This window comes from Sphingomonas sp. LHG3406-1, from assembly GCF_029637485.1.
In the GTDB taxonomy this organism is placed as follows: domain Bacteria; phylum Pseudomonadota; class Alphaproteobacteria; order Sphingomonadales; family Sphingomonadaceae; genus Sphingomicrobium.
Window position 1 is genome coordinate 1,651,741 of the sequence record NZ_CP069128.1, and the last position, 20,770, is coordinate 1,672,510.

Annotated in this window: 17 protein-coding genes and 1 other annotated feature; of the genes, 11 read left to right on the forward strand and 6 right to left on the reverse strand. The window is 68.2% G+C overall.

The window, feature by feature from the left end; all coding sequences use genetic code 11:
• Nucleotides 1–24: 24 nt before the first annotated feature.
• The 8 genes from JOY29_RS08065 (at nucleotide 25) to JOY29_RS08100 (ending at nucleotide 7,357) form a co-directional block, all read left to right on the forward strand.
• Nucleotides 25–1,284 carry a dipeptidase gene (locus JOY29_RS08065; RefSeq protein ID WP_300973015.1) on the forward strand — a complete coding sequence of 420 codons (1,260 nt, stop codon included), beginning with the start codon at nucleotides 25–27 and terminating at the stop codon, nucleotides 1,282–1,284.
• 11 nt (nucleotides 1,285–1,295) lie between these two features.
• Nucleotides 1,296–3,236 carry a prolyl oligopeptidase family serine peptidase gene (locus tag JOY29_RS08070; protein ID WP_300973016.1) on the forward strand — a complete coding sequence of 647 codons (1,941 nt, stop codon included), beginning with the start codon at nucleotides 1,296–1,298 and terminating at the stop codon, nucleotides 3,234–3,236.
• Between the two features lie 29 nt (nucleotides 3,237–3,265).
• Complete coding sequence (locus JOY29_RS08075) at nucleotides 3,266–3,898, forward strand: MBL fold metallo-hydrolase (protein ID WP_300975509.1); 633 nt, start codon at nucleotides 3,266–3,268, stop codon at nucleotides 3,896–3,898.
• A 411-nt stretch (nucleotides 3,899–4,309) separates the two neighbouring features.
• Nucleotides 4,310–4,489 carry a 50S ribosomal protein L32 gene (gene rpmF / locus JOY29_RS08080; RefSeq protein ID WP_029941941.1) on the forward strand — a complete coding sequence of 60 codons (180 nt, stop codon included), beginning with the start codon at nucleotides 4,310–4,312 and terminating at the stop codon, nucleotides 4,487–4,489.
• A 44-nt stretch (nucleotides 4,490–4,533) separates the two neighbouring features.
• A complete protein-coding gene (gene plsX, locus JOY29_RS08085; RefSeq protein WP_300973017.1) occupies nucleotides 4,534–5,592 on the forward strand; it encodes a phosphate acyltransferase PlsX in 1,059 nt (352 codons plus the stop codon).
• Complete coding sequence (locus tag JOY29_RS08090) at nucleotides 5,579–6,541, forward strand: beta-ketoacyl-ACP synthase III (RefSeq protein WP_300973018.1); 963 nt, start codon at nucleotides 5,579–5,581, stop codon at nucleotides 6,539–6,541. Before plsX ends, JOY29_RS08090 begins: the two co-directional genes overlap by 14 nt.
• Before the next feature lie 114 nt (nucleotides 6,542–6,655).
• Nucleotides 6,656–6,991 carry an integration host factor subunit alpha gene (locus JOY29_RS08095; RefSeq protein WP_300973019.1) on the forward strand — a complete coding sequence of 112 codons (336 nt, stop codon included), beginning with the start codon at nucleotides 6,656–6,658 and terminating at the stop codon, nucleotides 6,989–6,991.
• Between the two features lie 3 nt (nucleotides 6,992–6,994).
• Nucleotides 6,995–7,357: a MerR family transcriptional regulator gene (locus JOY29_RS08100; RefSeq protein ID WP_300973020.1), complete on the forward strand. Its 363-nt coding sequence runs from the start codon at nucleotides 6,995–6,997 to the stop codon at nucleotides 7,355–7,357.
• On the opposite strand, the gene JOY29_RS08105 is transcribed toward JOY29_RS08100, so the two are convergent.
• Nucleotides 7,301–10,039 (reverse strand): ATP-dependent DNA helicase, encoded by a 2,739-nt coding sequence (locus JOY29_RS08105; protein WP_300973021.1) that lies wholly within the window; start codon nucleotides 10,037–10,039, stop codon nucleotides 7,301–7,303. The two genes, JOY29_RS08100 and JOY29_RS08105, sit on opposite strands and share 57 nt — an antisense overlap.
• A 332-nt stretch (nucleotides 10,040–10,371) precedes the next feature.
• Complete coding sequence (locus JOY29_RS08110; RefSeq protein WP_300973022.1) at nucleotides 10,372–11,868, reverse strand: SulP family inorganic anion transporter; 1,497 nt, start codon at nucleotides 11,866–11,868, stop codon at nucleotides 10,372–10,374.
• A 61-nt stretch (nucleotides 11,869–11,929) separates the two neighbouring features.
• Nucleotides 11,930–11,985 (reverse strand) — a sequence feature (sul1 is cis-regulatory element that is thought to sense ions involved in sulfur or methionine metabolism; They are found in Alphaproteobacteria).
• Nucleotides 11,986–12,207: 222 nt separating this feature from the next.
• On the opposite strand from JOY29_RS08110, the gene JOY29_RS08115 reads away from it, so the two are divergent.
• On the forward strand, nucleotides 12,208–13,791 hold the full coding sequence (locus JOY29_RS08115; protein ID WP_300973023.1) for a lysine--tRNA ligase: 1,584 nt from the start codon (nucleotides 12,208–12,210) through the stop codon (nucleotides 13,789–13,791).
• Between the two features lie 55 nt (nucleotides 13,792–13,846).
• On the opposite strand, the gene JOY29_RS08120 is transcribed toward JOY29_RS08115, so the two are convergent.
• From JOY29_RS08120 to JOY29_RS08135, 4 genes are all read right to left on the reverse strand, one after another.
• Nucleotides 13,847–15,322 (reverse strand): globin-coupled sensor protein, encoded by a 1,476-nt coding sequence (locus tag JOY29_RS08120; RefSeq protein WP_300973024.1) that lies wholly within the window; start codon nucleotides 15,320–15,322, stop codon nucleotides 13,847–13,849.
• Between the two features lie 87 nt (nucleotides 15,323–15,409).
• Nucleotides 15,410–17,266, reverse strand: a complete 1,857-nt coding sequence (locus JOY29_RS08125) for a DUF885 family protein (protein WP_300973025.1) — start codon at nucleotides 17,264–17,266, stop codon at nucleotides 15,410–15,412.
• 95 nt (nucleotides 17,267–17,361) lie between these two features.
• Nucleotides 17,362–18,282 (reverse strand): RcnB family protein, encoded by a 921-nt coding sequence (locus JOY29_RS08130; RefSeq protein WP_300973026.1) that lies wholly within the window; start codon nucleotides 18,280–18,282, stop codon nucleotides 17,362–17,364.
• Nucleotides 18,283–18,345: 63 nt separating this feature from the next.
• The gene (locus JOY29_RS08135) at nucleotides 18,346–18,888 is read right to left on the reverse strand and encodes a (2Fe-2S)-binding protein (RefSeq protein ID WP_300973027.1); all 543 of its coding nucleotides are present in this window, start codon (nucleotides 18,886–18,888) and stop codon (nucleotides 18,346–18,348) included.
• A gap of 49 nt (nucleotides 18,889–18,937) precedes the next feature.
• Between JOY29_RS08135 and JOY29_RS08140 the strand changes: the two genes are divergently transcribed.
• Nucleotides 18,938–19,723, forward strand: coding sequence for an alpha/beta fold hydrolase (locus JOY29_RS08140; RefSeq protein WP_300973028.1), 786 nt, complete (start codon nucleotides 18,938–18,940; stop codon nucleotides 19,721–19,723).
• Nucleotides 19,724–19,788: 65 nt separating this feature from the next.
• Nucleotides 19,789–20,766, forward strand: a complete 978-nt coding sequence (locus tag JOY29_RS08145; protein ID WP_300973029.1) for a transglutaminase-like cysteine peptidase — start codon at nucleotides 19,789–19,791, stop codon at nucleotides 20,764–20,766.
• Nucleotides 20,767–20,770: the final 4 nt, after the last annotated feature.

The window sequence follows — 20,770 nt, forward strand, 5'->3', positions numbered from 1 at the left end:
CGCCGCTCCGTAAAGCTGGTGCATATGCGCATGTCCCTTCTGCTCGCCGCCGCGAGCCTGCTAACGGTTCCCGCCATGGCCCAGCCGATCGAACCCAAGGTCCAGCAACGGATCGACCGGATCCTCAAGCGGACGCCGCTTATCGACGGGCACAACGACCTGCCCTGGGCGCTGCGGGAGGATTTCGGCAGCAAGGTCGAGGGCCTCGCCAGCGGGACCGACAAATGGACCCCGCCGCTGATGACCGACATGGCCCGGCTCCGCACCGGCCGCGTCGGCGGGCAGTTCTGGTCAGTCTACATCAGCGGCACGATCCTCGGCGACGAGGCGGTCCGGGTCACGCTCGAACAGATCGATACCGCCCACCGGATCATCGATTCCTACCCGAACGACCTTCGCTTCGTCCGCACCGCCGACGAGATGGTCGCCGCGCACAAGGCCGGGCGGATCGGCTCCATGCTCGGGATCGAGGGCGGCCGGCAGATCGGCGGGAGCATGGCCGCGCTGCGCCGCTTCTATGACCTCGGCGTCCGCTACATGACCCTCACCCACAACCAGACGACCGAATGGGCCGACGCCGGCACCGACGAGCCGAGGTATGACGGCCTGTCGCCCTTCGGCCTCGAGGTGGTGAAGGAGATGAACCGCCTCGGCATGCTGGTCGACCTCAGCCACGTCAGCGCCGCCACCATGCGCGACGCCATCGCTGCCTCCAGGGCACCGGTCATTTTCTCCCATTCCAGCGCGGCGGGCGTGAACCCCCACCCGCGCAACGTGCCCGACGACGTGCTGCGGCTGATGCCGGCCAATGGCGGCGTGGTGATGGTGACCTGGGTGCCGAGCTTCCTCAGCCAGGCCATGTGGAAGTGGGACGGCGAATTCGCCGCTGAGGAAGCCCGCCTCAAGACCTACAATCGCGCCAATGCCGCCGCCGTCACCAGGGGCATGGAAGCCTGGGTCGCGGCCAACCCCCGCCCCGTGGTCGGGATCAAGGACGTCGCGGACCATATCGAGCATGTCGTCCGGATCGCCGGCGTCGACCATGTCGGCATCGGCGGCGATCTCGACGGCATTCCGCGCACGCCGGTCGGGCTCGAGGGCGTCGAGGCCTATCCCCGCCTGTTCGCCGAACTGATCCGCCGCGGCTGGTCCGACGCCGACCTCGCCAGGCTCGCCGGCGGCAACGTGCTCCGCGCGCTCCGGGGCGCCGAGGCGACCGCCCGTTCGATGAAGGACCTACCCCCGTCCATGGCCGTGCTTGAGAAGCCGGCCGCCAGCAAATAGGAACTTCGCTCATGCTGAACCGGATCACGCTCGCGCTCGCCGCGTCCACCGCCCTCGTCGCCGTCCCGGCCTTCGCCCAGGCGCCCGCCGCCGCCGCGCCGAAGCCCGCCGCGCTCACCGTCCAGGCGGTGCCGCCGGTTCCGGCCGAGCTGGCCGCCCGCACCCGCGCCTACCAGGAGCTGCGCTCCGCCGGCTTCGCGGGCTGGAACAGCCGCGACCGCTCGATGCTGGTCCGCACCCGCTTCGGCAACGTGCCCCAGCTCCACCGCGTCGCCGGCCCGATGATGGACCGCCAGCAGATCACCTTCGAAGCCGAGCCGGTGGGCGGCAGCTGGGCGCCGTCGGGCGACGTCCTCGCCATCCAGAAGGACATTGGCGGCAACGAAATCTTCCAGATCTACCGCCTCGACGCCGGCCGCCTGACCCTGCTCACCGACGGCAAGAGCCGCAACGGCATCGGCAGCTGGAGCAAGGACGGCAAGCTGATCGGCTATTCCTCAACCCGCCGCAACGGCACCGACACCGACCTCTACGTGATGGATCCGCGCGATCCGAAGACCGACCGCATGGTCGCCGAGGTCAAGGGCGGCGGCTGGGGCATCGCCGCCTTCGCGCCGGGCAATGCGAGGGCGCTGGTGCTGAACTACCAGCAGGTCACCAACTCCGACCCCTATCTTCTCGACCTCGCCACCCGCCAGCTTACCCCGATCGGCGACCACAAGAAGGACATCGCCTTCGGCGGCGCGCAGTTCGCGCCCGGCGGCGCGCTGTGGGTCCTCTCCGACGAGGACAGCGACGTCCAGCGGCTCGGCCGCCTCGACCCCGCGACCGGCCGCTTCACCCCGGTCGCCAACGCCGGCCGCTGGGACATCGACGAGTTCGACATTTCCGAAGACGGCCGCACCATCGCCTACATGACCAACGAGGCCGGCATCAGCCGCCTCTACCTGCTCGACGTCGCCAGTGGCCGCGCGCGGCAGGTGCAGGGTCTCCCGGTCGGAGTCGCCGGCGGGCTCGAGTTCGCGCCGTGGGGCGAACTCGGCTTCACCTTCAACTCGGCCAAGGGCCCGGCCGACGCCTGGTCGCTCAACCCCGCCACCGGCAAGCTCACCCGCTGGACCCAGAGCGAGACCGGCGGCCTCGACTTTTCCCGCAACCCCGAAGCCCAGCTGATCGAGGTCGCGAGCTTCGACGGCGAGAAGGTCTCGGGCTTCCTCTACCGCCCCGACCCGGCCAAATTCCCCGGCAAGCGGCCGGTGATCGTCGACATCCACGGCGGGCCGGAAGGGCAGGAGCGCCCCGGCTTCCAGGGCCGCGACAATTACCTGATCAACGAGCTCGGCATCGCCGTCTTCCTGCCCAACGTCCGCGGCTCGACCGGCTTCGGCAAGCGCTTCGTCAGCCTCGACAACGGTCCGTTCAAGCGCGAGGATTCGGTCAAGGACATCGGTGCCTTCCTCGACGCGCTGAAGAAGGATGCGGCGATCGACGCCAACCGCATGGCGGTGACCGGCGGAAGCTACGGCGGCTACATGTGCTACGCCTCGGCCATCCGCTACGCCGACAGCTTCAAGGGCGCGCTCTGCAACGTCGCCATCTCCAACTTCGTCACCTTCCTCGAAAATACGCAAAGCTACCGCCGCGACCTTCGCCGGGTCGAATATGGTGACGAGCGCGATCCTGCCCAGCGCGCCAAGCTGCAGGAGATCAGCCCGCTCCGCCGAATCGGCGAGATCAAGGCGCCCGTCTTCGTCGTCCAGGGCGCCAACGACCCGCGCGTGCCCAAGTCGGAGGCCGACCAGATCGTTGCCGGCCTGAACGCCCGCCCGGGCGCCGCGCCGACCTGGTACATGGTCGGCGAGAACGAAGGGCACGGCTTCGGCAAGAAGGAGAACCAGGACTATCTGTTCTGGTCGACCCTGCAGTTCTGGCAGCAGACCCTTCTCAAGTGAGCTCCGACAGCGATCCGCCGCTCAAGGCGATGGTGATCCCGGTCACTCCGCTCCAGCAGAATTGCACCCTCCTCTGGTGCACGGCGACGAACAAGGCGGCCTTGTGCGATCCGGGCGGCGACCTGCCGAAGCTCCGGGCCGCCGTCGCCCAGGCCGGGGTGACGGTCGAGAAGATCATCCTCACCCACGGCCATATCGATCATTGCGGACAGGCGGGGCAGCTCGCGGCCGAGCTTGGCGTGCCGATCGAAGGCCCGCACATGGATGATCTGTTCTGGATCGCCCGGCTGGCGGACGATGGCGCGGCCTATGGCATCGATGCCTCGCCGTTCGAGCCGAACCGCTGGCTGACCGACGGCGAGCAGGTGACCGTCGGCGACCTCGTGCTCGACGTCTACCACACCCCCGGCCACACGCCGGGCCACGTCATCTTCCACCATCCGCCCTCCAGCCTGGCCCTTGTCGGCGACGTGCTGTTCGCGGACTCGATCGGCCGCACCGACTTTCCCCTGTCCGACCACCAGGCGCTGCTCGATTCGGTCAGGGACAAGCTGTGGCCGCTCGGCGGCGAGACGGTGTTCATCCCGGGCCATGGCCCGATGAGCAGCTTCGAGCGCGAACGGGCAAGCAATCCCTTCGTCGGCGATTCCGTTCTCGTCTGAGCACCGTCCCGGCGCCGGCCGGAATCCCGGGAGTCGATGCGCAACGCCTTGAACTATAGGATTTGGTCCGCTCTGCTCCGGCGGATGCGGACGAATGCCCCTCACGACGCCGAACGATGCCCGCAACGCCGGGGCGCGAAGTGGACAAAGTGAAATCCAAGACGGAATTTCTTTTTCCGCACGGCCGGCGACGCGGACAGCATGGATGATCCGGGCAAAGTGCGCGTCTGCCAGATTCCTCTTTGTCGCGGCGGCCTCGAAAGACCCCAAGCTTGCTTCCCCCGCACTTTGCGCTATAGGCCCCCATCGTTCGCGACGATCCCTCGCCGCCTCGGGCTCCGTGCCCGGTTGAGCTCGGCAAAGGACCGTCGCCTTCTTTTTTGACCGCAACAGCTTAGAACAGGTGCCGCAATGGCCGTCCCCAAGAGAAAGACCTCGCCCTCGAAGCGCAACATGCGCCGCAGCCATCATGCGCTGACCCCGGCGAGCTTCCAGGAATGCCCGAACTGCGGCGAGCTCAAGCTCCCGCACAATCTCTGCCAGGCCTGCGGCCATTATAACGGCCGCGAGATCGTTTCGACCGAGGCCTGAAGAGCTTCGCTGACGTGAATCGCGGAACCGCCAGCGCCCACGCTATGAGCGCTCCGCGGATTGCAGTGGATGCCATGGGGGGCGATGCCGGTCCGGCAGCGATGCTGGGCGGGATCGAGCGCGCCCTCCGCGCCGACCGCTCGCTCCGCTTCACCGTCGTCGGCGACGAGGCGCTCCTCGCTCCCCAGCTCGAGCGCCTTGCGCTTCCGGCGGGCAGCGCCACCATCCTCCACGCGCCCGACAGCATCGCCGGCGACGAGAAGCCGAGCCAGGCGCTCCGCCGCGCCCGCACCACGTCGATGGGTCTTGCCATCAATGCGGTAAAGGAAGGCGCCGCCGACGCGGCTCTCTCGGCCGGCAACACCGGCGCGCTGATGGCGATGAGCAAGCTCGCGCTGCGCACCATGCCCGGAATCGACCGTCCGGCGCTGACCGCCCTGCTGCCGACGCTCGGCAGCCACGATTGCGTCATGCTCGATCTCGGCGCCAACACCGAGTGCGACGCGCAGAACCTTGTCCAGTTCGCCGTCATGGGCGCCGCCTATGCGCGCACCGCGCTCGGCCTCAAGCGCCCGCGGGTGAAGCTGCTCAACATCGGCACCGAGGAACTGAAGGGCACCGACGAGCTCAAGGAAGCCGCCGCCATGCTGCGCGAGGCGACCTACCTCCCCCTCGCCTTCAACGGCTTCACCGAAGGCGACCAATTGTCGCGCGGCAATGTCGACGTGGTGGTGACCGACGGCTTTTCCGGCAACATCGCGCTCAAGACCGCGGAAGGAACGGCGCGCTTCGTCACCGACCTCCTGCGCCGCGCCTTCACGTCATCGCTGCGCTCCAAGGCGGGGTTCGCCCTGTCAAAGCCAGCGCTGCACATGCTCAAGGTCCATCTCGATCCCAACAACCACAATGGCGCGGTCTTCCTCGGCCTCAACGGCCTTGTCGTGAAGAGCCACGGCGGGGCGACCGCCAAGGGCATCGCCAATGCCATCGCCGTCGCGGCGCGCATGGTGCGCGGCGACATCGTTCGCCAGGTCACCACCGACCTCGACGAATTCCGTGCCCATGCCTTTGCCGGAGCGACCGTTTCCAGTGACCCTTCGTAGCGTCTTCCTCGGGGTCGGATCGGCGCTGCCCGCCCGGCGCGTCGACAATGCGGAACTCGCCGCACAGGTGGACACGTCCGACGAGTGGATCGTCGAGCGCACGGGCATCCGCAGCCGCTATATCGCCGGCGATGGCGAGACGACCGCCAGCCTCGCCGCGGAGGCCTGCCGCAAGGCGCTCGCCGACGCCGGGCTCGAGGCGACCGACATCGGCCTCATCGTGCTCGCCACCGCGACCCCCGACCAGACCTTCCCGAGCTCGGCCACCAAAGTCCAGCACATGCTCGGGATCAAGGACGCGATCGCGTTCGACGTCCATGCCGTCTGCACGGGCTTCCTCTACGCGCTGACCGTCGCCGACTCGATGCTGCGCGGCGGCAATGCCAAGACCGCGCTGGTGATCGGCGCGGAGACCTTCAGCCGCATCCTCGACTGGGAAGATCGCACCACCTGCGTCCTGTTCGGCGACGGTGCCGGCGCGGTGGTGCTTCGCGCGGAAGAGACGGACGGGCGCGGGATCCTCGCGACCAAGCTCCATGCCGACGGCAAGTGGGGCGACATGCTCTATGTCGACGGCGGCCCCTCGACCACCGGGACGGTCGGCAAGCTGCGCATGAAGGGCCGCGAAGTCTTCCGTCATGCGGTCGTGAACCTCGCCGACGTGCTCGGCGAAGTGCTCGAGGAGGCGGGCCTTACGCCGGACGATGTCGACTGGGTCGTGCCGCATCAGGCGAACGCCCGGATCATCGACGCGACCGCCCGCAAGCTCGGCCTGTCGCCCGACAAGGTGGTGCTGACGGTCGACCGCCACGCCAATACTTCCGCCGCCTCGGTGCCGCTGGCGCTCGACGTCGCGGTGAAGGACGGACGGATCAAGCGCGGCGATACGGTGGTACTCGAGGCGATGGGCGGCGGCTTCACCTGGGGCGCCGCGGTACTTTCCGTTTAACGGCTGGACAGGAAACGTCTTTTCCCTTGATTGTCTGTTTGCCGACGGTGACCTTATCCGTTATGCAGCCATGGGGGCGCGAGCAGGGGCGCGTCGACAGGGCGGGAGTATAGGATGGCCGACGCAGGCGTCCCGCGTGGCGGGCACAATGGCGAAATGCATGCCGGGACTCTGACCCGAGCTGATCTCGGCGATGTCGTGCATCGCAAGCTCGGGCTCAGCCGGGCCGAGTCGGCCTCGATGGTCGAGCGGCTTCTCCATCACATGTGCGCTGCGCTTGCCGAGGGCGAGAACGTCAAGATCTCGGGCTTTGGCAGCTTCATCCTCCGCGACAAGGGCGAGCGGATCGGCCGTAATCCGAAGACCGGTGTGGAGGTGCCGATCGCCCCGCGCCGCGTTATGACCTTCCGCGCCAGTCAGACCATGCGCGACCGAATCGCGCGCGGATAAGTCGTGCCGGGCACCTCCGGGCCCAAGGACGCGCAGGCCTTTCGCACCATCGGCGAAGTTTCCGCCGACCTCGGCATCGCGCAGCACATCCTTCGCTACTGGGAGACCCGCTTCCCGCAGCTGAAGCCGCTCCAGCGCGCCGGCAACCGCCGCTACTACCGGCCCGAGGACGTTGCCCTCGTCGCGCGCATCGACCAGTTGCTCAACCGCGAAGGCTATACGGTGAAGGGCGTGCAGCAACTGCTGAGGAGCGGCGCTGCGCCCTCGCCGGCCGTCGCGACTCCCCCGCCTGCCGACCCTCGCGAGAATCTAGTCGAGGCGCTCAAGCGGGTGCGGACCACGCTCAGCAAGGCCCTCTCCGACTGATCGTCCGTCCTGAGCGATCACGCTCGCAGCGATCCGCTCAACCGCCTCCTCCAGCGTCACGCGCCGCACCACGACGCCGGGCGGAAAGGCCGTGAGGAGGCGCGAGGGGCAGGCGGCCGACAGGAGGACGAAGGTGCCGCGGTCCCCCTGACGGCGGATCAGCCGGCCGAACGCCTGCGCCAGTCGTGCCTTGACTACCCGGTCGTCATAGGCAGACCCGCCGCCCGCAAGGCGCCGCGCGGCATGAAGGACCGTCGGGCGCGGCCAAGGTACCCGCTCCATCACCACCAATCGAAGCGACTCGCCCGGCACGTCGACCCCGTCACGCAGGGCATCGGTGCCAAGCAGGCTGGCGCGCGGATCGGCCCGGAACATGTCGACGAGCGTGCCCGTGTCGATCGGGTCCACATGCTGAGCGAGCAACGGCAGCCGGTCGCGGGCGAGGCGGTCGGCGATCCGCGCCTGCACCGCCCTCAGCCGGGCGATGGCGGTGAACAGGCCGAGCGTCCCGCCGCCTCCCGCGGCGATCAACTTGGCATAGGCGTTGGCGAGGGCGGCCAGGTCGCCCTGCTTGACGTCGGTGACGATCAGCACCTCGGCGCTCGATGCATAGTCGAACGGGCTGGCCGCGTGGAATTGCCCAGGCGGCGCGGGCAGGTGGGCGGCACCGGTGCGCGCGTCAGCGACCTCCCAATGCTCCTCGCCGCCGCGCAAGGTGGCGGAGGTGACGAGCACGCCCTGCGCCGGCTCGATCACCGCCCTGGCGAGCGGCCGCGTGGGATCCAGCCAGCGACGCTGGAGGCCAATGTCGAGCTCGCGTCCCTCCACTCGATCGACACTCAGCCAGTCGACGAAATCCGGATCCGCCGCGCCGCCGACCCGAGCCAGTAATTGCGCCCAGGCCAGAAGCGCGCCGCCGCGCCAGTTGAGGCCGGCGATCGCCCCCTCGACCCGCGCCCGTGCCGCTCCGTCGAGCCAGTCGGGCGCATCCTCCAGCACCGCTTCCAGCCTCAGGCGCAAAGCGGTCATCGGCTTCTGCAGCGACTCGATTGCGACCAGGGCGGCCGCCGCTGCTTCGACCAACGGCGCGTCGGGCTCGGCGAGCTCGGTTTCGATCCCGTAGCCGGCGTCTTCGGCTCGGGCCCGCGCCAGCACCGTCCCGCGCACGGCGGCGAAGAGGGCTTCGAGCGGGCCCCAGGGCTGTCCCTCGACCACGCGGGAAAGCCAGCCGTCGCCCGGCATCAGCTGCGCCGCCTGCACCGCCGCGTCGAGCGCCTGCGCGCCTTCCTCGTCATAGGAGCAGACATCCATCAGCCGCGCCGCAAGTCCGCGGCGACGACCACGGCTGCTCCGTTCGGGGCCGACGATCCAGCGGCGAAGCTCGATCGTCTCGGCCCCGGTCAGGGCAACGGCGAAGGTCGAATCGGCGGCGTCGAACAGATGGTGTCCCTCGTCGAAGACGATCCGCTCGAGCCCGTTGCCGAGCCGGCCGCTTGCGGCCGAGACCATCACCAGCGCGTGGTTGGCGATGACGAGGTCGGCGCCGCGGCTCGCCCGATCGGCCCGCTCGATGAAGCATTTGCGATAGTGCGGGCAGCCGGCATAGACGCACTCGCCGCGGCGGTCGGTCAGCGCGGTGGCGCCGGCGCGGCGGAACAGGCTGGGAAGCCAGCCCGGCAGGTCGCCGCCGACCATGTCGCCGTCCTTCGTATAGGCCGCCCAGCGCCCGACCAGCTGCGCCAGCACCGCCGCGCGGCCGGAAAAGCTCCCCTGCAGCGCGTCCTCCAGGTTGAGAAGGCAGAGGTAATTCTCGCGGCCCTTGCGGACGACGATGCGCTTCTTGCGCTCCGCCGCGTCGGGGATGATCCGCTGCCCTTCCGCATCGAGCTGTCGCTGCAGCGCCTTGGTGTAGGTCGACACCCACACGGCCCCGCCGGCCTTCTCGGCCCACAGCGAAGCCGGCGCGAGATAGGCGAGGGTCTTGCCGATGCCCGTGCCTGCCTCGGCCAGCAGGACATTGGGCGAGTCGCGCCGGTCGCGCGGGGCGAAGACCTGGGCGGCAGTGGCGGCGAAGGCGCGCTGGCCCTCGCGGACCTCGGCCCCGCGGCCGGTGAGTTGCGCCAGCCGCGCTTCGGCCTCGCCGTCGCCGAGGCGGAGCACTTTGGCCGGGGGCCGCTCGGCCGCTTCTTCCCATTGCTCCAGCCGTGAGAAGAGCATGCGTTCGCCGCGTTCGGGCTTCCTGAGGCGCTGGCCGATCAGCCCGGCCCAGCCCCAGCCAAGCCTCTGCAAGGTCATGTTGCTGGTCCAAGCCCCCTCGCGCTCCGGCCAGGTCGGATCGGCCAGGACGGCAAGCAGGCGCTCGGCGATGAGGGGAAGCAGCGCCGCGCCCGCCGCCTCGTCCTCCGGCGCCTCCAGCCCCAGTGCCGAGGCGAAGCCGGCGACGGTCGGCACCACGAAACGGGCCGGATGGACGAAGGCGAACAACTCGAGAAGGTCGAGCCCGCTCACCTCCGCATAGCCGAGCCGCTGGCCGGTCAGCGGCGCGTTGAGGAGCAGGTGCGGTGTGTCCGACACCGCCCGGATCGCCTCCCCCCGCGACGCCTCGCGCACGCCGTCGGGGCCGGTCAGCCAGATGCCGGCATGGGAGGCGTGGAGGGCGGGGAGGCCAAGGGAGGAAGACACTCGCCCCTATGTGGCCCCATGAGAACGGAAGGGCAACGAAGAGGAGCGCGAGACCGCGCAAAAAATGAAACCTGCCTTGGATTCCACCTCGTCCACTTTGCTTGTCGGCCGGGAGGCGAAGATGAACAAGGTCACAAAAGTCACCGGTGGCGGGGTGCCGGCGCGCGGTCGGCGGGGCCTTTCGGACAAGTCGTTCGGCAATGAGAAAGAGCGCGGCTGTGAACCGCTGGGGTTAGTTGGTCACGCAAAATCCTACGTTGCAAGGGGCGGGCTTATGTCCGCCTGAGGTGGGAAGCGGACGTTGGCGGGTGCCGACTCCGCTCCCTTCCCCTTCAGTGTGGCACGGCGCCGATCTCGAACCCTGTCTTGTCGTGCAGCGCGAACTTGTCGACGATGTCTGCGCTTGCCCGGTTGTAGCCCACCATTTCGACCGTCCGGCCCTCGCGGCGGAGGCGCGCAACGATCTTGTCGAGAGCCCCGACAGCCGAGATGTCCCAGAAGTGCGCGGCGGTCATGTCGATGAGGATGATCGAAGCGCTCTCCTCGACCTGGAAAGCGCGAACGAAGCGCTCCACCGAAGCGAAGAAGATCTGCCCCGAGACCCGGTAGGTGGCGGTGGCGCCATCGGGCGAGACCGTGCGCTCGACCGCGAACATGCGTTGCACCTTGCCAGCGAAGAAGATGCCCGACAGCAGCACGCCAGCAAGCACGCCCATCGATAGATCATGGGTTGCGACCACGACGACGACGGTCGTCAGCATGACCACCGACGAGGGCCAGGGATGGTGACGAAGGTTGGGGATCGAGTTCCAGCTGAAGGTTCCGATCGACACCATGATCATCACCGCGACGAGCGCCGGCATCGGGATCTGGCCGACGAACGATCCAAGCACAGCAAGCAGGAACAGGAGGAAAGCGCCGGCGGTAAAGGTCGACAGTCGACCGCGCCCACCGGAAGTAACGTTGATCACCGACTGACCGATCATGGCGCAGCCGCCCATCCCGCCAACCAGCGCAGCGGCGATGTTGGACGTGCCCTGACCCGCGCATTCGCGGCGCTTGTCGCTCTCGGTATGGGTCATGTCATCGACGATCTGGGCCGTCAGCAATGATTCCAGCAACCCGACCGCCGCCATTGCCAGCGAGTAGGGCAGGATGATCTGCAGGGTTTCCAGGGTCAGCGGCACGTCGGGCAAGGCGAAGCTCGGAAGGCCTTCGGGCAACTGGCCCATGTCACTTACGCTTTTGACCGGGGCCTGCGTCCAGATCGAGACGATCGACAGGACGAGGATGGCCACCAGCGGCGACGGAACGGCCTTCGTAAGGCGCGGCAGCAAATAGATGATGGCCAGACCTGCAGCGACCATCGCATAGGCCTGCCAGGTCACGTTGGTCAGCTGGGGCAGCTGGGCCATGAAGATCAGGATCGCGAGTGCGTTGACGAAGCCGGTGATCACCGACCGCGATACGAACTGCATGAGGAGATCAAGCCTGGCGAGACCGGCGACAATCTGGATCAGCCCCATCAAGATGGTGGCGGCAAACAGATGTTCGACACCATGATCGCGAACGAGCGGGACCACGAGAACGGCGACAGCCGCCGTCGCGGCCGAGATCATGCCTGGGCGGCCACCGGTGAAGGCCACGACCATAGCGATGGCCACGGATGCATAAAGGCCAACGCGGGGATCGACACCGGCGATGATCGAGAAGCCGATCGCTTCGGGAATGAGGGCAAGCGCGACGACGATCCCGGCAAGCAGTTCATGCCGGGGCGAGCCAGTGTCACCAAGCCATTGCTGGCGAAGGCGAGCGGAACGTTCGGTCATTGGGGAATCCACATCAGGACGCACGGCGCCACGATGGGCGCTTGGGTGGTTTCATGCGTGATGTTGTCCGGTGGATTGGCGGCCGGAATAGCCACCCGGACTTGCACCGGGTCCATGCGGTTGACGCCCCTTAGAGAGCCTCGCGGAGAAATGCCAGATGCCAGATGCCTGAGGCACCAATGTCCGCACCGGGTCCAAGGCGGACATAAGCAGGAGAAGCGGTAGCTCAGGTCGGGTTTGAAGGTGACGATCGTGGGCGCGGCGGTTCGTGCGGGGCGGTAGATCGTGTGGCCCTCCAGACCCCTTGCCTTCGCACCTGCAACACATCATGCGCCATGCATGACCGACGACGCGATCCGTGCTGCCGCCCTCGCCAACAAGACTTGGGTCTATGAGGAAGCGCGCAAATTGCTGGCGCGCTATCCGGAGGGAAAGCCGAACGGCGAACCGATCCTGTTCGAGACGGGCTATGGGCCGTCGGGCCTGCCGCATATTGGGACCTTCACCGAGGTTCTGCGGACGACCTGGGTGCGGCGCGCCTATGAGACGCTGACCGGCGGGGCCGTGCCGACGCGGCTGGTCGCGTTCAGCGACGACATGGACGGGCTGCGCAAGGTGCCGGACAATGTGCCGAACGGCGCGATGCTGGCCGAGCATCTCGGGCGCCCGCTGACCAGGGTGCCCGATCCGTTCGGTTGCCACGAGAGCTTCGCGCACCACAATAATGCGCTCCTGCGCCAGTTCCTCGACCGGTTCGGCTTCGACTATGAGTTCGTCAGTGCGACGGACGCTTATACCTCCGGCCGCTTCGACGAGGCGCTGCGGCAGGTGCTGCGCCACTTCGACGACATCCTCGGAGTCATGCTCCCGACCCTGCGCGAGGAACGGCGGCAGACCTACTCGCCGGTGCTGCCCGTGTCGCCGAGCAGCGGGCGCGTGCTGCAGGTGCCGGTGCGGGTGGTGGATGCCGAGGCCGGGACCATCGCCTTCACCGACGAGGACGGAAGCGAGGTCGAGCAGTCGGCGCTCGGCGGCCTCAGCAAGCTGCAGTGGAAGGTCGACTGGGCGATGCGCTGGGTCGCGCTTGGGGTCGACTATGAGATGGCGGGCAAGGACCTGATCGACTCGACCATCCAGTCGGGCAAGATCGCGCGCATCCTCGGCGCCCGCCCGCCGGAGGGGTTCAACTATGAGATGTTCCTCGACGAAAAGGGCGAGAAGATCTCCAAGTCGAAGGGCAACGGGCTGACCATCGACGACTGGCTCAAGTACGGGGGCGAGCGGAGCCTGGAATTTTACCTCTTCCGCGAGCCGAAGAAGGCGAAGAACCTGCACCTCGGCCTGGTGCCGCGGGCGGTGGACGACTATTGGCAGTTCCGCGGCCGCTGGCCCGAGCAGCCGGTCGAGCAGCGCCTCGGCAATCCGGTCCACCATATCCATGGCGGCAAGGTGCCGGAGCCGGCGACCCTGCCGCTCACCTTCGGGCTGCTGCTGAACCTGACCTCGCTGCCCGGCGTGGCGGACAAGGAAACGGCGTGGCGGTTCGTCCAGCGCTATGCGCCGGGGACGTCGCCGGAAGCGAATCCGGAGCTGGACGAGCTGATCGGCCTTGCCGTCACCTATGCGCGCGACTTCGTCGTGCCGACGCTCGGGCGGCGCAAGCCGAGCGAGGCCGAGGCGGCGGCATTGCAGGACCTCGATGCCTTCCTCGGCGGGATCGCGGCCGAGACGCCCGCCGACGAAATCCAGAACGGCGTATTCGAGGTCGGCAAGCGCCATTATGGCAAGGAACGCCTACGCGACTGGTTCCAGGCGGCCTATGAAACGTTGCTGGGATCGAGCCAGGGCCCCCGTCTCGGCAGCTTCATCGCGCTTTATGGCGTGGAGAACAGCCGCAGGCTGATCGCCGAGGCGCTCGCCTAGCGCCTGATTGTGGCCGCCGTCGGCGCCGCTGGGAAGCCCGGTCCTTACCTGAGCATCATGCCGCCTTGTTCAGGTGCAGCGAGCCTTCCTCCAGCTCCCGTCGGATCGTCGCCGACCAGGACGAGCCTCCCGATATGCGGAACTGACTGGTCCGGGCATTCAGCTTGCCGACTTCCGTTGCAAGACCGCGCGCGGCGGCCGAGGCTTCCTCGACCATTGCCGCATTCTGCTGGGTCGCCTGGTCCATGAAATTGACCGCACTGCTGATCTCGGAGATGGCGGCGGCTTGCGCCTGATTGTCGCTTGCGATCGCCGTTAGCAGCTGATGGACCGCGTTGACGTCGGTCGAAATCTTCTGCAGCTCGCCGTCGACATTCTCCACCGCCTTCACGGCCGTCGCGATCTCGATCTGGGTGTTGGTGAGCTGGTCGCGCGCCTTCTTGGCCTCTTCCTCCGCCCGCATGGCAAGGGCGCTGACCAGATCGGCAACCACGGCGAAGCCGCGACCTGCTTCTCCGGCACGCCCGGCCTCGACGGCCGCGTTCATCGCCAGCACTCGGGTCTGGAACGCAATCTTGTCGAGGCCCTCGATCACGCTATCGATGCCGGTCGCGCTGTCACTGACCGATCGCATGGCGCGGACCGCATCATCGGCGACCTTGCGACCGCTCGCCACGGTCGTGCTGGCCTGGTCGGCCCGCCTGACCGTCTGGTCGGCCGAATCCGAGGTTGCGCGAAGGCGGCCGCTCATCTGATCTACCGCGGCGCTGGTCTGTTCGAGACTTGCGGCCGTGCTCTCCGTCCTTCGCGCCAGGTCCTCGGCCGCCTGGGCGATCTCGGACGAGCCGGTGTCGATCTGCAACGCTCCCTCCGCAACGCCGCCGATCAGGTTGCGGAGCTGGACCGCGGCCGAGTTGAAGTCGTCGCGGATGGCGGAGAAGCTTGGCGGAAGGTCCTGCAGCTCGACGGTCAGGTCGCCGGCTGCAAGGTCTTTCAGCGCCTTGCTCAACTTCTCGATAGCCTGGTTCCGCTCGACCTGGCTCTGCTCGAAATATATGGACACGGACAGTTCCATGTCGAGGAGCGCTGCCTTGACGAGCGCCACGGTTGCTTCCGCCTGGGTCGGTCCGCGGAAGCCACTTCGAAGGCGGCGCGTCCAGTGCCACTCGCGGCCAATCCCCTGGATGACGTGCTCGAGCACCAGGGCATAAGCCCCGATGTACCAGCGAGGCTCTAGCCCGATGGCTGCGTGAATGGATCCAATCCGCCTCACGCCGGCATGGAATTGCTCGTCGAACTGCCCGCTGGCGATCCGGGACCAGTGGTTCTCCTGCGCCGATTGCGCCGTCCGCATGTGCTTCTGGTCGCGGAAGAACCTGCTTGTTTCGGCCGTTGCCCGGACCTTCTCGTAGAACTTGTCCAGCGCCGGCGAAATCAGCCTTCCAACCATGCCCTTGATGCCGTTCAGAACCTCGCGCTGCTTCGGCGTGAAATTCATGAACGACAGGCGCACCGACAATTCATCGGACATGTCGCTACCCGCTTAGTTAATCCTCCTTTCATGATAGGCAGAAGGTCAGCCGAGCGGGCAGATCGACCCCAATCCGAGGCCTTTCAACTACGCGGCCCTGGTCGCCGCGATCCATCCCTCGATCTTGCGCTCGAGTACCGACAGCGGCAGCGCGCCGGTGTTCAGCACCTGATCGTGGAAGACGCGCATGTCGAACCTGGGCCCAAGCTCGGTTTGCGCCTTGGTGCGCAGCCGCTGGATGGTGAGCGCGCCGATCTTGTAGGCGAGTGCCTGGCTCGGAATGGCGATGTAGCGCTCGACCTCGGCGGTGGCGTCGGTTCGGCCCATGTCGCTGTTCGACAGCATGTAGTCGATCGCCCTTTCGCGGGTCCAGCCCTTGGAATGGATGCCGGTATCGACCACCAGCCGCATGGCGCGGAGCATTTCGTCCGACAGGGTGCCGAAGCGCTGATAGGGGGCCTTGAAGAAGCCCATGTCGTAGCCGAGCGTCTCGGCATAGAGGGCCCAGCCTTCCACATAGGCGGTGTTGCCGCCAAAGCGCATGAAGGCCGGCAGCGCCTCATTCTCCTGCGCGAGGCTGATCTGGAAGTGGTGCCCAGGCGCACCCTCGTGGAGGTAGAGGGTCGTCATGCCGGGCGTGGTGCGGCTCGGCAGATCGTAGGCGTTGAAGTAGAAGACGCCGGCGCGCGCGCCGTCGGGCGTGCCGTTCTGGTAGGATCCGCCCGCCTCGAACTTCTCGCGGAAGGTCTCGTAGGGGCGGATCTCGAGCCGCGCCTTGGGCGTGATCGAGAAGAAGCGCGGAAGCTCGGCGTCCACTTTCTTGCCGATGTCGTAATAGCCCTGGGTCAGCGCCTCCCGGCTCTTCATCTTGAACCTGGGATCGGTGCGAAGATGGTTGAAGAAGGCCGGCAGGTCGCCCTTGAAGCCGACTTCGCGGCGGACCTCGTCCATCCCGGCCCTGATCCGCGCCACTTCGCTGAGGCCGAGCTGGTGGATCTCGTCCGGAGTCATGTCGAGCGTGGTCGTCGATTTGACGAGGTAGCTGTAGAGCGCGGGACCGCCCTTCAGGTACATGAGGCCGACGCCGTCGCGGGCGGCGGGCAGATATTCGCTCCTGAGGAAGTCGCGGACGCGGGTCAGCGCCGGGCGCAGTTCCTGGTCGACCGAGGCCCGGTAGGCGGCGGTCAGGCGCGCGCGGTCGGCGGCGGAGAAGGAGTCCGGGAACTTGCGGACGGGACCAAGGAAGCTGTTTTCGGCGGGCTTCTGCTTCAGCTGATTGTCGAGCTGCTCGATCATGTTGCGGACGGTGAGCTTGGTGTCGACCACGCCGCTCGCCATGCCTTCGCGCCAGCGGACGATCGCCCGGTCGAGGTAGGTGACGTAATCCTTGTGGCGCTTGAGGTTGTTCTCATAGTCCTCGAGGTTACGGAACGGCGCCGCGCCCTGCCCGCTGGCGAAGGTCGGGTAGAAGGTGTGGATGCCGAAGAAGTGGTTCATCGGCCGCACCCGGGTGAGCGGCAGAAGATCGTCCTGATAGCCGCGCAGCGTGTCTTCCGTGGTGAACTTGAAGACGTCGTAGGCGATCTGGTCGGTCGGGGTCAGCCGGCTGCGATCGATGGCGGCGAGGCCGGCAAGGTCCTGCTCGGCGGCGGCCTTCTCGGCGGCGTAATAGGCATCGGAGATGTTGTCGCCCAGCCGGTCGGCATAGCGCAGGTCACCGCGGAACAGCGCGTTCAGCGGGTTGCGGCGGAGGTTCTCGTCGTCGCTCTTGCTGAATAGGGCGAACAGCTCGTCGTGCGCGGCCTTGGCCTGCTCCTCGGCGCTGGGCGCGGGCGGCGCGACCTGGGTGACCACCACCGAGGTCGGACCGGCCGGCACGGCCGTGGTGGTGCAGCCGGCGAGGGCCAGCAGGCTGGCACCGGCGAGGATCAGGCGATGGGACATGGGTTCGGGCTTTCCGAGGCAAGAAGATGGCATGCGTCACGAGGCGCCGTCGCCGACGCCTCGCAACCCACCTTCGATCAACCGCCCGGCTTCGTCTACCAGAAGAAATTGCGGATGCGGTCGATCACCCGTCCGCTGCGCAGGTCGACCAGCAGCACGTCGTCATAATAGCGGATCCACCGGTAGGGGCCGTAGACGGGCGGCAGGCGATAATACCAGGGGTCGCTGATCCAGTAGCGCGCCGAATAGAAGCGCGACGGCAGGCGCCAGCCGATGTCCCAGTCGCGGTAGCGCCAGCCGAACGGATCGACATAGATGCCCACGTGGAAACGGCGGCGGTCCCAGTCGCGGTGGCGTCGCCAGTCGTAGTCGCGGTCGCGCCGCCATTCCCTGCGCCAGCTTTCGGCGGCGATCCGGTCGCGAAGCACGTCGTGCATGCGCCGTTCGCTGTAGCCGCTGGGTCGCCGTGCGCTGTCCGCGCTGCGCACGCCTTCGAGACCGGACCGTGGCTGGGCGAGGACGGGGGGCGAAGGCGCGGGCGGCACTTCGGCGGGACGGCCGCGGCGCTCCGCCTCCCGCTCGCGCCAGCGGGAAAGCCCGTCGGCCGGCCGTCCTTCGCTGGCCGAGCGCGCAGGCGCGGGAACCTGTTCGCCGCGCTCGGCGCGCTGTGCCCGCTCCATCCCGCGGGCGATGGCACCAAAGGCCGGCGAGCGACGCTCCGCCTGCGGCTCGGCGCGCTCGGAACGATCGGCCTGCTCGATCCGCTGCTGTGGCGGCTCGAAGCGCGGCGCGGCGCGCTCCGCCCGCGGCTCCGGCCGTTCGCGCGGCTCGCGACGTTCGAAGCGTGGCTCTTCCCGCTCGGCGCGCTGGGCGCGTTCGAAGCGCGGCTCGCTTCGTCCGGGCCGGCCGGCGCGCTCCTCCGAGGGACGCGCGGCGCGCTCATCGGTGTCCGGCGCGGCAGCAATCGCGGGCCCGGCGGCGGAAAGGAGAAGCAGGGCGAGGACAGGAAGGCGCATGACCGATTACTCACTCCGTATGTCTATTCACCGGAGATTTGTTCACGGCGGCTGAGCCGAGCATTAACGAGGCGAAACGATCTCGGATGCTGGCGGCGGGGTGTTCGCGGCAGGCGCCGCTGCCGGCGCTGCTGCGGGCTCCGGGGCCGGCGCGGGGCTGGAGGCGGCCATGGATGCCGCCGCCCGCTCGATCGCCCGCCTGAGGCGCGGCTGGGCGCCGCATGAGCAGAGGATCGGCAACGCATCCACCTGCTCCGGCGACGGGCGCGGGCTCTGCTGGAGAAGGGCAGCCACCGCGCAGACGAAGCCGGGCAGGCAGAAGCCGCATTGCACGGCATCCTCGGCGACCAGCGCAAGCGCGACGGGATGGCTGGCGAGGCCCTCGACGGTGGTGACGTCGGCGCCTTCGAGCGAGCCGATCGGGAGCAGGCAAGACAGGGCCGACGCGCCATCGACGATGACGGTGCAGGCGCCGCACGTGCCGGTGCCGCCGCAGCCCTGCTTGGTACCGGTGAGGTTGGCCGCGTCGCGCAGCGCCCACAGCAAGGGCGTGGCGGGATCCATGGCGAATTCGATCGCCTGTCCGTTGACCCGCATCCTCGTCATGCCCCTGCCCTAGCGGCAGACGGCCGATGCTGCCAAGGTCGCGCCTTCCATGAGCAGCATCGCGACGAGCCTCGGCCGCATCGGCCTTTCGACCAGCGGAAGCGGCGGCATGCCGTTGCTGTTTCTGCATGGGGTCGGATCGGACCGGAGCGCCTGGGACCGGCAGCTGGAGCGCTTCGGCGGGGAGCGGCTGGCCATCGCCATCGACAATCCGGGCTATGGCGACAGTGGGTTCATCGTCGGCGCCGACCGGGGCTGCTATGCCGATGCGGCGGTGGCAGTGCTGGACGCGCTCGGCATCGACCGGGCGCATGTCTGCGGGTTGAGCCTCGGCGGGGTGGTGGCAATCGCCATGGCCAACCGCGCGCCCGAGCGCATCGCTTCGCTGGTCCTCGCCGACACGTTCGCCGTGCATCCCGAGGGTCAGGCGATCCACGATCGGTCGCTCGCCGGCGCAAGGGAGCACGGCATGGCCGGGCTGGCCGAGGCGCGCGCCGACGCCCTGCTCGCCCAGCCCGCCGACCCTGCAGTCCGCGCCGAGGTGATCGCGACCATGTCGCGCATCGATCCGGCCGCCTACGCGCTCGGGGCGGCGGCGGTATGGCTGGCCGACCAGCGGGCGGAAGTGGCGGCGATTGAAGCTCCCACCCTCATCCTCTGCGGCAGCGAAGACCGGGTCACGCCGCCTGCCCTGTCGGATGCGCTGAAGACGCTCATTCCGCATGCCGGGCTGATCGAGATCGCCGGCGCGGGGCACCTGCCGAACATGGAACAGCCCGCCATTTTTAACCGGGTGCTGGCGGCATTCCTGTCCGATGTGGACGAGAATCTTTAGCCTTACCGAGGCTTTAACCAAAGGCGGAAAGCCGATGTTCGCCTTGACGCGCGACAAGCGTCGTCATGGACAAGAGCCTCGCCACCGTCCTTGGCTTCGCCGCTGCCGCGCTGCTCGCGCCGGCCGCCGCTTCGGCCCAGACCGCCGCCTCGCCCTATGCGGTGAGCGCGAATGCGGTGCGCAAGAGCGAGGCCCTGCTCGGCACGTCCAGCCGCCTTGCCGAACTGATGGCGCAGCAGCAGGGGGTGGCCATCGCCGCGACTGCCGCCGCGACCCCGGCCTTGCCTGCTGCGCCGACCCCGGCCGTGCTGCGCTCGCCCTATTCGGATCGCCCGATCACCGTCCGCCGCGCCGCGCTCGAGACCACCGAGCGGCCCGACGTGTTCGGATCGGTCGCCCTTGCCATCCCCGCGACGCCGCTCGACCGGCGCTGGCAGGCCGTCGCCGGCCGTCCCGCCGATGCGGATTCGGTGAGCTGGGCGGCCGGGCTGCGCGGCCGCGGCGATTCCGAGCGGATCGACGCGGTGAACCGCTTCGTGAACGCGCGCATCGCCTTCGTCGACGACGACCGCCAGTTCGGCCGGGCGGACGTCTGGCAGAGCGCGGCGGAGTCGCTCCGGCGGGGCCGCGGCGACTGCGAGGATTATGCGATCGCCAAGCGCGAGCTGCTGCGCGCCGCCGGCTTCGCCGACCGCGACCTTTATCTGGTGATCCTCAAGGACCTCGTCCGGCGGAGCGACCATGCGGTGCTGGTCGTGGCGAGCGGCGGGCGGCTGCTGGTGCTCGACAATGGCACCGACCGCATCGTCGATGCCGCCGATGTCACCGATTATCGGCCGATCTTCTCCTATTCGGCGGGTCGCCGCTGGACCCACGGCTATCGCCGCCAGGCCGAGCCGCCGATGGTGCTGGCCTCGGTCACCTCGACCGGAGGCGATCCCTTGCCGGTCCCGGCCGCGGCGCCGGTGCTTATGGAGCTGGAGTGGAAGGAGCCGGTGTTCACCATTTCCGCCGCGGACCTGCTTTCCGTTCCGCTCGACTGAGCGG